The sequence below is a fragment of the Sphingobacterium spiritivorum genome (assembly GCF_016725325.1).
Classification (GTDB): domain Bacteria; phylum Bacteroidota; class Bacteroidia; order Sphingobacteriales; family Sphingobacteriaceae; genus Sphingobacterium.
Genome location: NZ_CP068083.1, coordinates 2068198 through 2083474 on the forward strand (window position 1 = coordinate 2068198; position 15277 = coordinate 2083474).

At 40.6% G+C, this 15277-nt stretch carries 9 protein-coding genes; 8 read left to right on the plus strand and 1 reads right to left on the minus strand.

The window, feature by feature from the left end:
• The first annotated feature begins 56 nt into the window (after window positions 1-56).
• Window positions 57-1409, plus strand: a complete 1353-nt coding sequence (locus I6J02_RS08510) for a sigma-54-dependent transcriptional regulator (protein WP_201681299.1) — start codon at window positions 57-59, stop codon at window positions 1407-1409.
• Between the two features lie 2 nt (window positions 1410-1411).
• Entirely contained in the window at window positions 1412-2731 is a 1320-nt protein-coding gene (locus I6J02_RS08515) for a sensor histidine kinase (RefSeq protein ID WP_201681300.1), read from the plus strand.
• A gap of 38 nt (window positions 2732-2769) precedes the next feature.
• Here the strand turns inward: I6J02_RS08515 and hemW are convergent, their stop codons facing one another.
• Window positions 2770-3903: a radical SAM family heme chaperone HemW gene (gene hemW / locus I6J02_RS08520; protein ID WP_201681301.1), complete on the minus strand. Its 1134-nt coding sequence runs from the start codon at window positions 3901-3903 to the stop codon at window positions 2770-2772.
• A 423-nt stretch (window positions 3904-4326) separates the two neighbouring features.
• Between hemW and I6J02_RS08525 the strand changes: the two genes are divergently transcribed.
• From I6J02_RS08525 to I6J02_RS08550, 6 genes are read left to right on the plus strand one after another with little or no spacing between them, the layout of a single operon-like run.
• Window positions 4327-7239 carry a SusC/RagA family TonB-linked outer membrane protein gene (locus I6J02_RS08525; protein WP_201681302.1) on the plus strand — a complete coding sequence of 971 codons (2913 nt, stop codon included), beginning with the start codon at window positions 4327-4329 and terminating at the stop codon, window positions 7237-7239.
• A gap of 18 nt (window positions 7240-7257) precedes the next feature.
• Window positions 7258-8787, plus strand: a complete 1530-nt coding sequence (locus I6J02_RS08530; protein WP_201681303.1) for a RagB/SusD family nutrient uptake outer membrane protein — start codon at window positions 7258-7260, stop codon at window positions 8785-8787.
• Window positions 8788-8808: 21 nt separating this feature from the next.
• Window positions 8809-9477: a hypothetical protein gene (locus tag I6J02_RS08535; protein WP_201681304.1), complete on the plus strand. Its 669-nt coding sequence runs from the start codon at window positions 8809-8811 to the stop codon at window positions 9475-9477.
• A gap of 5 nt (window positions 9478-9482) precedes the next feature.
• Window positions 9483-10520, plus strand: a complete 1038-nt coding sequence (locus tag I6J02_RS08540) for a DUF5007 domain-containing protein (RefSeq protein ID WP_236582365.1) — start codon at window positions 9483-9485, stop codon at window positions 10518-10520.
• Window positions 10521-10544: 24 nt separating this feature from the next.
• Entirely contained in the window at window positions 10545-13727 is a 3183-nt protein-coding gene (locus tag I6J02_RS08545) for a SusC/RagA family TonB-linked outer membrane protein (RefSeq protein WP_201681306.1), read from the plus strand.
• A gap of 11 nt (window positions 13728-13738) precedes the next feature.
• Window positions 13739-15274, plus strand: a complete 1536-nt coding sequence (locus I6J02_RS08550) for a RagB/SusD family nutrient uptake outer membrane protein (RefSeq protein ID WP_201681307.1) — start codon at window positions 13739-13741, stop codon at window positions 15272-15274.
• The last annotated feature ends 3 nt before the right edge of the window (window positions 15275-15277 follow it).

The following is a 15277-nucleotide window of genomic DNA, read 5'->3' on the forward strand; positions in this document are numbered from 1 at the left end:
CAGCGAAAACTACGGGATTGTTTTTTTTCTTTTACTTTTTAGTCTTATTTTGAAATATGAAAAAGTCGACCATATTGGTTGTAGATGACGATCAGGATCTGCTCACGGCAGTGCGCTTGTTGCTCAAACCTCGGGTAGGTGAAGTGATTGTAGAACATAATCCGGAAAAAATACTATCCATATTGGCTAAAAAAAATGTGGATGCTGTATTGTTGGATATGAACTTTAAAAGTACGATCAATACCGGTAATGAAGGTTTATACTGGTTGTCCCGGATACGGGCAGAATATCCGCTATTACCTGTTGTCATGATCACTGCTTACGGCGCTGTAGACCTTGCTGTCAAATCTCTTAAAAATGGGGCTTCCGATTTTATTGTCAAACCCTGGCAAAATGAAACATTACTGAAAAGTCTGGATGAAGCTCTTTCTGCAAATAAACCAAAAAAGACAGATGCAAAGGGAATATTGGATGCGTATGCTTTGACTCAGCTGATCGGTGAGTCTGAGATCATGCAGGATCTGTATTATAAAATAAGCAAAATAGGACCCACGGATGCTAATATCCTGATTCTGGGAGAAAATGGTACAGGTAAGGATGTCATAGCGCGGGAGATTCATAATAAGTCACTCCGTTATCAGAAGAATTTTATAAAGGTAGATGTGGGTGCATTGACAGATACACTGTTTGAGAGTGAATTATTCGGACATAAAAAGGGTGCATTTACGGATGCACGTGAGGATCGGAAAGGGCGGATAGAGCTGGCTCACGAAGGAACATTATTTCTGGATGAGATTGGGAATATCACCCTACAGCAGCAAGCGAAATTATTGACGGTACTTCAGAATCGTCAGGTTACACCTTTGGGAAGTAATCATGCTGCTGATGTGGACATCCGGTTGCTGTGTGCTACAAATATTCCTATCCGTGAGCTGGCCAACGAAAGCCGCTTCAGGAAAGATCTGATTTACAGGATCAATACAGTAGAGGTACAGGTTCCTCCGCTGCGTGACAGAGAAGAGGATATTATGCTGCTGGCCAGACATTTTCTGACGATTTATGCCAAAAAATATAATAAGTCTATAGAAGACTTTTCGGATGAATCTGTATACAAGTTGAACAGTTATCACTTTCCGGGCAATGTCAGAGAACTGCAGTACAGTATAGAACGTGCGGTTATTATGTCTGAGACGGATAAGGTGGAAGGGAAAGACCTGCTGTTCTCCCCGTTAGAAAATTCGGCTCAGCCAGTTGTATCCGGTAGCAGCGAGCAGAATCTGGAAGCATTGGAAAGAAATACAATCAAGAAAGTAATTGAAAAGTATAATGGTAATATCAGCAAGGCTGCCAGAGAACTGGGGCTTACGCGTTCGGCATTATACAGACGATTGGAAAAGTATAGCCTTTGATTATGACACGCTTTAAATGGGGGATAGTTTGTAGTTACATATTGCTGATAGGATCGGGGGCAGCGTTTTGTTTTGCCCTAATGTCCGGATGGTACCTGCTGGCGTCTCTGGCAGGGATAACAGCCCTTGTAACTTTTATTGCTGGACTGAAAGCGCAATTTGATGTCTATGATGTATTTATGGATTTTGTACAGTCTACCAGGCAACGCGATTTTACACGTTATTATATTACAAAAAAAACAAGCTCAACAAAGCGCAGAATCCATGAGACATTCAATGAGATAAATGCTGCATTTAAAGAAGTTACGGTTTCAAAAGAATTGCAGTATCAATATCTCAATCAGATTGTGAATATGCTGGACACAGCTATCTTCACTTATTATCCGGATAAAGATAAAGTCATCTGGATGAATGAAGCTTTTAGAGTTATGTTTGATATTCCATATGTGGGGAGGTTCTCTTCACTGGAACGGCGGAATAAAGAGCTTTTCAGAATTATTAATAACCTTCAGCCTGGACAGCAGCATATTGAAGCGGTTTCTTCTGCTAAGGGGAAAGTCAAACTGCTGATGCAACTCTCCGAACTGGTAACACAGGAGGGGAGGTGTCAGATCGTAGTCTTTCAGAATGTCAACGAAGCTATTGACGAGACAGAGACTAAAGCCTGGCATAAACTATTGCGTGTACTGACGCATGAAATTATGAATTCCATTGCTCCTATTTCATCTCTGGCAGAGACGATGAGTCAGCATCTGGATCGCCTGGAGCCGGCAGAGGAACTGGAAGATGTCCGTGTAGGGGTTGATACTATTCGCAACAGAAGTGAGGGTTTGCTGAAGTTTGCGAAGAGTTACCGTACAATCAATAAAGTGGATAAACCACAGCTGAAGGAAATTATGGTATCCGATCTGTTTGAAAATATTTATCAGTTGCTGGAACCTACATTTGTACAGAAGAATATTGAATTTGATGTCATATTGAAACCTACACGGATTCAGTTATTTGCGGATGCGAATCTGGTGGAACAAGTGCTTATTAATCTTGTCCTCAATGCTATGGAGGCTGTAAAAGATATAGAAAAACCATACATCACGATGTCTGCAATAGAGAAAGGCGGAAATGTGCAGATCCACGTTAGCGATAATGGAATCGGTATAGATACGGAACTCATGGAGAATATCTTTACTCCATTCTTTACCACCCGTAAAACGGGAAGTGGGGTAGGTCTGACATTAAGTAAACAGATCATGCTGATCCATGGGGGGAATATTCTGGTAGAATCTGCAGTAGGTAAAGGCAGTACATTTACTTTGCAGTTTTGATAAGAAAGTGAGCACGCTGATATTGTGAAACGAAGTGGTTAATCTTCTTCCAGAAAAAGTTCGGATGCAATATGGTCTGCAATAAGTTTTCCTTTTGCTGTAAGATAATAATGACCATCGTGCAGGCAGACTTCTCCGTGCGTGATAAAAGGCTGGATCGTATCCGTGAGTTGCTTAAGGGTATCTGAGCCGAATGCTTCTTCGATTTTCGCAGTGTCCATTCCCCACATGGTGCGCAGGGAAGTCATAATATATTCATTGACTTTGTTTTCGAAACTCAGGTGCTCCACCTCAGCAACAGGTGTTTTGTCAGCTATACCTTTTATGTAAAGTGCATTGTTGGCAATATTCCAGGATCGGTTATCACCGTTAAAGGAATGGGCGGAAGGGCCAATGCCGATATAAGTGTCACCTTTCCAGTAGCTGGAGTTATGTCGGGCATATCTGTCAGGTTTTGCAAAGTTGGATATCTCATAATGCTCAAATCCGCTGTTTACAAGTTTATCTATCAGGATTTCAAACTGTGCGGCAGACTGTGATTCATTCATGGCCGGAGACTTGCCTTTTTTTATGAAATGATCCAGAGCTGTTTGCGGTTCTACCGTCATGCTGTAAGCAGAGATATGCGGAATTTCAAATTCCAGTAACTTATCGATATTCGCATTCCACTTTTGATCTGTAAGCAAAGGATACCCATAGATCAGATCTGCCGTTATATTCTCAAATCCGGCATCCTGCACACGCTTGATAGCCGCATCTGCTTCACTGGCATTATGCGCCCGGTTCATCCAGCTTAGATCTTCTTCGTAGAAGGACTGTATGCCGATACTGAAACGATTGATATCTGTATGTCGGAGCTGCTGTACTTTTTTCTGATCCAGATCATCCGGATTGGCCTCTAAAGTAATCTCCGCATCTTCAGCAATGTCATAGTACTCTGAAACAGTATCAATGAAAGACTGTATATGTCCGGCATCCAGAATAGATGGCGTTCCTCCGCCGAAATACAGGGAGGTCAGCTTTTTGGTATCTCCTGCCTGACTCCGTAATTCCAGTTCCTGTTTCATTGCAGCCATCATTTCGTCCGTGTATCTGAGGGACGTAGAAAAATGAAAATCACAGTAGTGACAGGCTTGTTTGCAAAATGGAATGTGAAAGTAGATACCCGGCATTTTTTGTATAAATCTTTTCCAAAGATAAGCTAAAATATAGCTTTGATAAGGACTAATAATAAATTGCCTTCATTTTACACCGGAGTGCTTTTTTCTGTTGATTAGTTCTTTTAAGTTTTGTTTATTCGCTGTCTTCTATTTTGTTAACAACAAACCCATCCCTGCACAAAAATGCTGTTCTATGCGCGTTTATTAGGGATGTTGCAACTCATTATGAGGTAGTATCTGCGTTCTTTTCTTATCATGTATTGCATAGCACAATCGATTGCTTAAATTACGCAAACGATTTCGTTGTTTTAGCATGCCTGATAATCCCAAATCTGTGTATATCATTGTTCCATCAGTTAACCTAGTAATCACCATTTCTTAACTATAAGAAGAGGGTGAACTAACTAATTAAGAATATAACCTAAGTATACACTTATGATGAAAAGATTCTATTGCTTTTTAATCTTAGTTTTTCCTGTATCTTTCCTGCAAGCAGCCGATTTTCCGGATGGATATACTGCGAATACTAACCGATATCTGTTACAGGATACCGTGAGTACCGATACGCTCCTTCTACAGCGGCTTAATCCTACAGCTGTCAGATTGGGAAGTGCAGACTCGGTACATATTCAGACGGTGTCGACATTTCCTTTCCACAGTGTGGCTCAATATCTCAAAGGTGAAGTAGCGGGGGTGTATGTGCAGGAGAATACTGCTGAGCCGGGTACAAACAGAAATATTGTCTTGCGCGGATTGGCAGCACCGTTATTCTCCAACAAGGATATCAACGCTTCCCAGCCTACTATTTTTGTAAATGGTGTACCGCTGACTCAGGAAAATAACTTTTCGTATGGCATTCAGAAATACGATTATAACAGACTTGGGCCGGGGACAGATTTCGCAAGTATCTTTAATATCAATGCGATAGAATCTATCGAAGTCATTAAAGATCCTGCAAAATTAGCTGCATTAGGACCATTGGCTGCAAATGGTGCTATCTGGATCACAACTAAAGGAGGGAAATCAGGACCGAGTGAAATCAGTCTTAATTCCTACTACGGGATGAATACCCGAAAGTCTGTCACTCCTGTCAATGCACAATATGAGAATATGTTCAGACAGCAGTTCTACTCCAAATATGGAACCGAACAAGACCGGCTCACCTATCCTTCTTACCTTGGAGATTCTACAAATGTAAATTATTATGGACCGTCAGACTGGTCTGAAGAATACAATAAAAATCAACCGTTATACTCTATAGACTTATCTCTGAGAGGAGGTTCAGACAGAGCTAATTTTAATTTTCTGGGTGGTCATACCAGTAATACTTCCAGTGCGGATGCCGCAAATTTCAAGCGTTATAATGCGACGTTTAATGTCAATATGGCGCCAGCGGAATGGTTCAATTTTACAGCCTATGTCAATGCCTCCCGAGTGGAGCGTAAGCGTAACCGTTCTTTACGCGACAGAATTTCGGAAACGGGCTATCTGCCTGATCTGAGTATTCCGATGTCACCCAACCGTGAAGTGTATGCCCGCTATCTGAAAGAATTTGACAAAAATGTGGATGGCAATGTGATGAATGCTGTGCAGGCCTTTATATCAGCGGATTTCTCCATATTAAGTAATCTTCGATATACTACTAAATTTTCGATCGATTACAACGAAGGGTTAAGAGATGTGTTTTATGCTTCTTCGTTAATGGATGATAACAATTATGTATCCAATTATAACGGCTATAACCAACGGTATAAATTTGATCATGCTCTAAACTACAATCTGGGAAAAGATACAGATCATCAGTTAGATCTTACAGCAGGAATGGAATATATGGAAGACCTGTACCGGTTTACATATACCAAAACATATGACGGACCGAATGATTTCATCAAGTTAAATCTTAAAGAATCGACCCTTCCTACTTACAGATATACGAATCGTGAAGACCTGAGAGTATACTCTTTTTATGGAAATGCAAAATATAAGTATAAAAATCTTTTGGATCTGAATGCTGTATTGCGCTATGACGGATCATCTACAGTACAAAAGGATAACAGATGGCTGTTCACGCCGGCAGTGAGTGCAAAATGGAATGTGAAAAATCAATTTTTCACCACGAATGATGGGATTAATGAACTTTCGATCAAAGCCGGATGGGGAAGGATCGGAAAGTTGCTGACCATTAGTCGCTTTGCGACAGGACCGCAGTATGCAACAGATCTAAACTGGAGTACAGAAGCTGGATTGGTTTCTTACAATGGTTTCGCAGCTATTTCAAGACCATATACATTAGGTTGGGTAGGCTATGATGTTGAATGGCCGTATACAGATCACTTTAACATTGATCTGGAAGGTTCGTTCTTCTCTAACAGATTGTCAGCAGGAATCTCATTGTACAATAAAAACGACAAAAATCAGATTGCGTCCATTCCGGTTCCCGCTGAATATGGATATACCGGTCGCTATATGAACGGTCTGAATGTCAATAATAAAGGTGTGGATCTAGCACTAGGATTAAACGTGCTGACTAATCCTGATAAACTGCAATGGACAAGTGCATTTAATTTTAATATTAACAAAAATACACTCAAAGCGCTTCCTAATAATCTGCAAACCTTAATTGTAGGTGATCGCAAGCTTGAGGTTGGAAAATCTGTTGATCAATTCTGGGTATATCAGAATGCAGGAATTTACAATACCGAAAGCGAAATCCCTGTTAATCCAAATACGGGACGTAAAATGATGTTCCAGGGAGTTGAAATGAATGCCGGTGACGCTAAATGGGTGGATCAGAACGGAGACTTTGATGTCAATGAAGATGATAAAATATTGGCAGGAAATGCAATGCCTAAGTTTGTCGGAGGATGGAGTAACCAGTTCAAGTACAAAAACTTTGACCTGGGTTTTCAATGGTATTTTGCATTAGGGCATAAAGCATTGAACCAGCGGGTTTCCAACCGTTACGACTTCATCAACAACGAATCTAACAATACCATTAACTCTGTAAAAGAGATTTTTCACTGGCAGCAGGATTTTGATATCACAAAATATCCTATTTACAACCCATGGAGCAGCAGCGTACCTTACCGTGTAGATCAGGATCTTTTTATGGAAAATGCATCCTTCGTAAAATTGAGATCTGTCTCTGTCGGATATGAAATTGCAGGACTTAAAGAAAAGGTCAAAAGACTCAGAAAAGCGTATGTGTATGTAACAGGAACCAATCTGCTCACTATTACCAAATTCACAGGTATAGATCCTGAGCTTATAGACTTTAATGGCTATTACTCAGGCTACGGACTTCCGCTGTCACCGACATTTACGCTGGGTTTCAAGTTAGATCTCTAACCAATTGATTACGATTTTATGAAAAGATATTTTAATAAAAAGAATGTTTCCTGTTTTTTAATGTTGATGACAGGTCTGACAGGAATGATAACCATTTCCTGTGAAAATAAACTGGACATCGATTCGGCGAATGTTGCTTCTGAAACAAAACAATGGACGGATATTTCAGATACCCGCTCTTCATTGATGGGATTGTATGGTCTTACCAGAGCCGCATTGCAGGATAATAATGCACATTGGGTTTATGGTGAGATGAGAGGGAAAGATTTCGTTTCTTACAAACGCTCTGATCTGGAGGCCGTTTACAGAAATGATTTAAAAGCATCATATCCGATGATCTCAGCATTGTCCAACTGGAGAAGGTTTTATGCTGTGGTAAATGCAGCTTCTATCTTCATAGAGCGTGCTCCGGAGGTATATGAAAAAGATGAACGCTATACGGAGTTGAACCTTAAATATGATATTGCACAGGCACGTGCTATACGGGCGTTCGCCTATTTCTATATGGTACGTATCTGGGGCGACGTTCCGTTGCTGACCAAATCCTATGATGATGGTAAATTTACCGAATTCGGCAGGGCAGACCAGGCATCTGTATTAGCATTTGCAAGCCAGGAATTGTTGAAAGCTGCGGAGGATCTGCCTTACTTATACGGGGTGAATCTACAGACCTACTATGGTGTTACATCTGTTGAATGGAGAGGCGTATTATTCAACAAACTGACAGCATATGCACTCTTGGCACATATTGCGGCATGGCAGGGGAAATATATTGATGCAGATGTATTTGCCAAGTTTGTGTTGGATAATTACAGTAAAGTAGGATTATTCTACTCCAATATTACGCAGCTGACTGGTAGAACAGGAATCTTCTCTTCTTCGGAAAATTATTCACAGCTACTTAATTTTCAATCTTCTTATGCCTTTAATGAAGCAACTGCTACCGGACATATCGAGCAGTTGACACTGGCCAAGCCGCTGACAAATAAGACTATGCCGGACATCTTTGTTCCTAAAGACAGTGTGATTACCATTTTTAATGACCCTAATGATACCCGTTTCGGTATTGATACTATTTCAGGGCTGACAAGAACTAATTACTTCACAAACTTCAGCGGTGAGATTCCGATTTTCAGTAAGATCAAAGTAATCAGAGACGGAGATGGAGACAGTGATTTCAATATTTTCGGATCTAATCTGATTTTTACCCGACTGGAAGAAATTACGTTGTTAAGAGCAGAAGCTAAAGCAGCTTTAGGAGAGACCGGTGAGGCGCGCACATTGTTGAATGTAATCCGCACAAGCCGTGGGCTACCGGCATTTCATGAGGGAAGGACAGAGAATATTCTTGATGTAATCTTCGAAGAGAGAAGAAGGGAGCTGATGGGTGAAGGCTGGAGATGGTACGACATCATTCGTTTCAATAAGTTACGGAAAAAGGACAGCAATGTCGTAAAACTTATCAATGAAGGAGGAATATATTGGCCTATCGCCACAGATGTGCTAAGGAACAATTCAAAACTCGTACAAAATCCGTATTGGAAATAAAGACTATAACCACCTCATATTATGATTAGAATTCAACATATCTGGTTTGTATTCGCATTGTTTATACTGACTGCAACCGTTTCTTGTGAGAAAGGTGACGAATACTATAAGGATTATCAAAACAATACCAAGGTTTATGACGGTACTATACTGAAGTATCTGGAAAGCCAAAAGGGAACTTACGATTCATTACTTCTGGTACTGGACCGGGCTCCGGGACTTCGTTCCAAACTAATGGGTACAGAAAAATTCACATTTTACGCAATGACAAACCGGAGTTTTGAGATTGCAGTAAAGGCGCTCAATGCGACCCGTAAATTGACAAATAAAGCACCTCTATACCTCGAAGATGTGGACCAGTTAGAGCTGGATTCCCTGATGGGAAGATACATCTTTGAAGGTGAGGTAACCACAGAAACACTATATCCTTATATAGACGGTCTGAAAACTAAAAGTGTCTATGGATATGATATGCATATGTACTATAATGTTTCAAACGCCTCGGGCTTTGTTTCCGGAGGACAGCAGGAAATAGAGTTTAGTGATGTCAACAACTCTATTTTCAAAAGATATTGGCAAACAACTACGACTACTGCAGTCAATTTGAAGACCACTAACGGCGTCATTCATTTTCTTTCAGCCAGTCATGATTTTGGGTTCAATAAGTTCACTTCTAAGTTTTCTCAATAATGTATATGAACAGAAACTATATAAGCAATACGATAAAAGGCGCTTTAGGTCTTATATCTGTTATTCTACTCTCTTCGTGTAATAAAAATTTGCCGGATCATCTGGATGCACTGGATAATGATGTGACATACACTACCACTACTTATGAGCCGGTATTAGGAAGAACCACTTTATTCAATAATAATGTGAACGTAGGCAGAAATTCTACGCTTCCCTTAGATTTTAAAATTTACAGTATACGTACCGCCGATGGGGATCCGGCACCGGAGTTAACCAGTAAATTTCCGGTCAAAGTATGGAAAAAAGCGTATACAGGAGCTGAAACTACATTGGCTGAAATCGAGAGTAAACGTGAAGTGCAGTACAGACCTCTTTTAGAAATTCAGGAGAAATCCGGAGAGATCACGATGTGGAATCCGGGAAGTTCAAGCTTTGTTAAGAATAGTCCTGATCCGGGTTATGTTTTTGATGTAGAAATAAGCAACACAGGAGGACGCAAATTTGCAAGGAACCTTAAACTGAAACCTTACAAAGAGAGACCTTACGAACCTTCAACTGTAGATCCTGCTACAGGATTGTCTCTTCGTCCGTATGTATTTCCTTCTTTAATGGTAAATACAGTTGGTGAACGTACAGGACAGTTTTTAGGTTTTGGGGATATGGTAGTTTATTTCTTTAAAAATGAAGAGCAAGCTGGCAATTCACTGACATTCAGTTTTGTAGATTCCTTAAATAATTACATCAATCCGGATAAGTTTAATGCAACGAACTGGGAAAAGCTGATTCACGGATTTGATATGGTCAAGACCAATCAGAAAGTAACGTATAAGGTGGCCTATCCTATTCCATTGATTAATCAGAGGACTGACTACACCAATATTGACGGAACCAGAGCCAGTGTGACGTTTGCATACAGACGGCTTGGTTTCGGCGGGGGAAGTGTATTGGCAAGACTAGGGTTAGATTTTGCAATTTTTGAAGAAGGCAATTGGGAAATTCAATTCCGGTTTACGGGCGAATCACCAAGATTTACTAATGAATAACCCCCAACTTATTAATCAGAAATTATGAAAAGTATATATATTATTTTATGTTTTGTGTGCACGTTCTGTAGTTCCGTTGCTCTTGCGCAGAATGTTACAGTGAGGGGGATTGTGAAGAATAGTGCAAATGGCGAAACACTAAGTGATGTCTCTATTTTGATAGAAACACCAAGAAGAGCAATCGGTACTTCCGGAAAAGACGGATCTTTTGCTGTGACTGTTCCTGCCAACTCCACATTACTGTTTACCTTTCAGGGAACACAGGTTCGCCAGAAAATAGAAGCCGGAAGAACGGTCTACAATATCAACATGGCTATAAAGGAAAATGTGATAAACGAAGTAGAGGTAACAGTAGGATATCAGGCGCGTAAGAAAACATCATTTACAGGGTCTGCGGTAGTTATCTCCGGAAAGGAAATACAGGATCAGCCTGCTGCGAATTTTACCGATTTATTACAGGGAAAAGTAGCCGGACTTAATGTACAGTTGAATAATGGTACTCCGGGAGTTCGTGGATCCATGGCTATCCGTGGTATTTCTAATATCAATGTGCAGGGATCGGGAGACAACGCTTTCCTGACACCAACATCACCATTGTTTGTTATTGACGGCATTCCGATTGAAGACAATGCAAATTACGAATATGGATTTCAGTCAGCAGGACCGGGTATCAGCCCTATCGCGATGATTCCAACTGAAGATATTGAAGACATTACCGTATTGAAAGATGCGCAGGCTACGGCACTTTATGGCTCAAAAGGTGCATATGGGGTAATCCTGGTAACGACTAAACGCGGACGTTCTAAAGTGCCGATTGTATCGTATGAGAGCAAGTTATTTATAAATGCAGTACCGGGACTGAGAAATGTAATCGGAGGAAAAGGTGAGCGTTATCTTCGCTTGCAACAGATCCTTGGTTACGATTCGACCTATAATTCTGCGTTGCAGCACATCAATGATTCACCCATGCTGGCAGACAGTTTGAATGCCTTCTACAATAATTCTACAGACTGGCAATCCTATTTTTACAGACCGACTGTCAACAATAGCCAGAATGTGAATATATCCGGAGGAGATCAGGCATTCAACTATAAAGTGAATACGGGATATTATGATGAGAATGGTATTATCAAGAATACCGGATTTACACGCTATTCCCTTCAAATGAATATGCAATATATGCCTTCTTCTAAGTTCAGATTAATGGCATACCTGAACAGTTCTTTAGCTAAAAACAGTACCGGATCAGGAAATGCGCTGCAGCAATCCGGAGTCGGGAGCTCGGCTAATACCTCATCTCTGTTGCCTTCCCCTTCATTATTTACAGGGAGCAGTGATGCGTTAGCCGCACTCAACGTTCTGAATGACAGTAAAACAGGGAATCTCTCTTCTCAGGTAGAGATTCAGTATGAACCCATACCTGGCGTACGGGCATCGTCTACGCTTAATTACAATTACCTCAGAGGAACACAGGATCGATTTACACAGGGAGCTTTGAATGCGGATAAATCTGAAGTGTATTCCTATAATGACAGGACCAATACCTTGTATAATAGAAATCTATTGGCCTATAACAAGACCTTTGCTGAAAAACATAATCTGAGTGTATACGGATTTGCTGAATTTGAAGTGGTGAATAAACGAGGAGATGAAATGAGCATTACGGGTACACCAAATGATCAGATTACAGTCGGATTAGGATACGATACCCGCAATCAGAAAGGTGGAACATTGTATAAAATCACACAGGAAAAAAGAACAGTGGGGTATGCCGGAAGTTTTTCATACAATTACAATGAAAAATACTATATAGATTTTACATACAGAGTTGACGGTACATCTACTACAGGAGGGCTCAATCCGTGGACATACCTTCCTACAGGAGGACTTCGCTGGAACTTCAGCAACGAAAAATTCGCTGAAAACTGGGATTGGCTATCACTGGGATCTATTAGAGGTACGTGGGGTAAGAATATCATCCCGGTAGGAACCATATATGATGTGTATGGTAAGTATTTTCAGGATGGAAGAACCTACAATAACCAGCCTACCGTATCTATTGATCTGGGAGCAATTCCGAATGTGAACTTGCAGCCACAGACAAAGACAACACTCAACTTAGCGACAGACTGGGCATTTTTCAATAACAATCTGACATTCACATATGAATATTATTACAGCCAGAGTGATAAGATGTTAAGGAAAAAACTAATCTCTACAGAGAATGCTTTCGAAGCTGTAAATTCTAATGAGACCAGCGTTGTTAACAGAGGACATGAATTCCAGTTTAACTACAGACCACTTAACAATAAAACATGGTCTCTGTCCTTCAACGGAAACTTTGCCATCAATCAGGATATTACAGCAGCATTGCCGGATGGCGTAAGACAACTGCTGATCAAAGACGAATCCAATTATTATCAGGATATTCTTTACCAATTGGGAACGAATACATTATCCAACGTACTGTTTCACTACAGAGGTGTTTACAGAACAGATGATGATGTGCCTGTAGATCCGCGTACCGGAATGAAATACCGTACCGGAGGAATCTTTGGTGCAGACAGAGAGTTCAGAGCCGGTGATCCGATATGGACGGATCTGAATGGTGACTACATTCTCGATGAGAAAGATCTGGTTGTCGTTGGGAATTCGCAACCAAAAGTAACGGGAGGTTTTGGTGCATTTATCAAATACAAACAATTCTCCCTGCAAACAAACTTTGTTTTCACAATCAAACGTGATATCCTGAATAATGCACTGGCAGATCGTTTCAGAAGTTATTCTAACCCAAGAGGACTGGTAACTTATGACAGCAACGGCAAACCGATTATGCCTGGAGCATTAGTACCGCTTAGTCAGTACAATATCTGGACACAACCGGGAGATGATGCCTATTACCCGAATCCGTTTGATTTTATCCGAAATGAACTGAATGATTTTTACAGATATAACCAAACCCTTTTCCAGGAAGACGGATCATATCTGAAGTTCAATTCAGCTACATTTTCTTACAACTTTGACAGAGAATGGACCAGACGTATGGGGATTTCAGGTGCCCGTGTTTATTTCTCCGGAAATAATATCTATACATTCTCGAAGTATTCAGGGCCAGATCCGGAGTTGGTATCCGATCTAGGAAGAGACTCCTCTAAGGGATATCCGAGAGCACGTAATTATACATTAGGTTTAAGTGTCCAATTTTAATTCAGAAAATTATGAAACGATTATTATACATAGGTTTTACGCTGATTACCACATTGTTTGTGACTTCATGTGGAAAGGACTTTCTAAATGTAACACCAATCGATAACCTCTCCGGTAATAATTATTGGAAAACTAAGGCCGATTTTGAACAATTTACAGGTGGTATCTACTCCACTTTCAGAGAAGCGACAATGCGTCAGATCTTTTTTCCGGCTACCGGAGATTTTAGGTGTGCACCTATCAACAGGGCTCCCGGATCCAATGGTGCTGGCGCTACATTCAATCACCTGACCTACTTAAAGTTCAATGATCTTAAAAGCTTGTTCGCACAGTATTATAAACCGGAACGAGCTTTTGGAGAAAACAATGATTATTTTGGTTTTCAGCAGGTTCGTAAATGGAATAATTTCTTTCTGATGGTACAGAAAGCCAATATTCTTTACTATCAGTTAGAGAATATAGAAAGTGGAATCCTTTCCGATGCAGATATCAAAAAATATAAAGCTGAGGCGGTATTTTTACGTAATCTGGCTTATTTTTTCATGGTCAGAGTCTGGGGTGATGTTCCTTATTATACACAAGCTTTTCACAGTACACCGAGTCCCCGTGTAAATTTTTCAGAAGTACTGCAAAAAGGTATTGCTGATATGTCAGCCCATTATAAAGATTTGCCCTGGACGTACGAAGATCAATCTATCGTGGCGATACGGGCGATGAGAGGAAGTGCTATTGCACTGATGATGCACATGAATATGTGGGTGGCCGGATTCTCTTCCAACAAAACTCCTTATTACGAAGCGACAGCAGCATTGGGAAAGGAAATAATGGAAGAAAATGGTGGTGCTTACACATTATTGCCACTGGAAAGAACCAAGGAAATCTTTAAAGGACGTACAAAAGAAGGATTGTTTGAAATTGCACAAAACTTTAACTACGGAGAGTCATTCCACCTGTCATCAACTTTTTCTGACTATGTACTGCGTGCACCAAATAAGGTAGTCACCCGGTCATATATCTACTACTCCAGCAAGTTCTTAGAAAAACTTTATCCTCCGGGAGAACGTGATCTGAGAAAATCATACTGGTTTGACGAATTTATGTACAATACAGAAGGCCAGTTTCAGATGTTGAAATTTGTCAATGTCTTTATGGAAGAAGGGGAGGACAATAACCCGGATGATAATCAGGTCGTTTTTCGTTATAATGATGCTATCATGTTGCGTGCCGAAGCGTTGGCAGAGCTGGAAAGAGATGGAGAAGCCAAGCTGGTTATCAATGAAGTGCGCAGAAGAGCTGGTGCAAAAGAAGCGGCTTCTGAGAATGGAAAAGATTTGAAAGACCTGATCTGGTACGAACGCGCAAGAGAGTTGATGGGAGAAGGACATTGGTTCTATGATCTGGTACGTACAAAGAAAGTCATCAACGCTGAATATACAGAAGCGCCGATGTCTGTAGACGCATTTAATAGAGGCGGATGGACCTGGCCTATCGATCAATCTGCTTTCGCAAATAATCCATTTATGACATACAATGCTTATTGGAACTAATCA

What these genes read in the sequence shown, in the direction of transcription:
- I6J02_RS08535 (WP_201681304.1), top strand. Translation starts at nt 8,809, where the DNA reads ATGATTAGAATTCAACATATCTGGTTTGTATTCGCATTGTTTATACTG.
- hemW (WP_201681301.1), bottom strand. Translation starts at nt 3,903, where the DNA reads ATGCCGGGTATCTACTTTCACATTCCATTTTGCAAACAAGCCTGTCAC.
- I6J02_RS08515 (WP_201681300.1), top strand. Translation starts at nt 1,412, where the DNA reads ATGACACGCTTTAAATGGGGGATAGTTTGTAGTTACATATTGCTGATA.
- I6J02_RS08525 (WP_201681302.1), top strand. Translation starts at nt 4,327, where the DNA reads ATGATGAAAAGATTCTATTGCTTTTTAATCTTAGTTTTTCCTGTATCT.
- I6J02_RS08510 (WP_201681299.1), top strand. Translation starts at nt 57, where the DNA reads ATGAAAAAGTCGACCATATTGGTTGTAGATGACGATCAGGATCTGCTC.
- I6J02_RS08530 (WP_201681303.1), top strand. Translation starts at nt 7,258, where the DNA reads ATGAAAAGATATTTTAATAAAAAGAATGTTTCCTGTTTTTTAATGTTG.
- I6J02_RS08545 (WP_201681306.1), top strand. Translation starts at nt 10,545, where the DNA reads ATGAAAAGTATATATATTATTTTATGTTTTGTGTGCACGTTCTGTAGT.
- I6J02_RS08540 (WP_236582365.1), top strand. Translation starts at nt 9,483, where the DNA reads ATGAACAGAAACTATATAAGCAATACGATAAAAGGCGCTTTAGGTCTT.
- I6J02_RS08550 (WP_201681307.1), top strand. Translation starts at nt 13,739, where the DNA reads ATGAAACGATTATTATACATAGGTTTTACGCTGATTACCACATTGTTT.